Source organism: Marinobacter sp. UBA2498, from assembly GCF_002341575.1.
Classification (GTDB): Bacteria; Pseudomonadota; Gammaproteobacteria; order Pseudomonadales; family Oleiphilaceae; genus Marinobacter; species Marinobacter manganoxydans.
In genome coordinates this window covers 286-849 of sequence record NZ_DDOI01000040.1, presented here as the reverse complement: position 1 = coordinate 849, position 564 = coordinate 286, and the positions used below count along the sequence as shown (strand labels likewise).

The 564-nt window shown below is 57.8% G+C and carries 1 protein-coding gene; it reads right to left on the bottom strand.

Annotated features, from left to right (window positions below):
- Window positions 1-564 (bottom strand): transposase (locus tag B2W52_RS04350; RefSeq protein ID WP_349677058.1); only part of this gene is annotated, 564 nt, incomplete at both ends.

The following is a 564-nucleotide window of genomic DNA, read 5'->3' as shown; positions in this document are numbered from 1 at the left end:
TCACGGTTCTCAGGCGGCGGCGCTTGGCCGGGTGGCGCACAGGTGCATCGGGGCCGGTGAGCCTCAGTCCCATCCAGCGCAGTACGTTGTAGCCCAGCGTTGCAAACGTCATCACCAAGTTGTTGGTGGCGAATTTGCCTGAAGGCAAGCGCTCCAGATCCAGATCGGTTTTGAACTCACTGTGGAACTGCTCACTGGTGGCATGATCGCAATACAAGTCTATAACCTGCTGGTTGCTGGCAACACTCACTGGCAGCGATGTCACCCAGCCTTCCAGTCTGACGTCCGGTTCCAGATATAACTGGCCCTGCGCATCACTGGTACGGACCGTCACTTTGACGACCCGGCGAATGCCGGGTTCGTCCGGTAGCTCTTCCGACAGAACCGCTTCCATTTTGCCGTAGCGGCCCAGCGTCCAGACTTGCTGCTCCTGAGCTTTGTCGGCCCAGACCAGAGGGTCTTGTTTACGAGGATTCCACTTGATCAGGAAATCCACTTGTTCTTGCTGACTCAGAAAATCCCGGTTGTCGCGGGCATCGTGGGCACTGTCCAGACGCAGCAGGA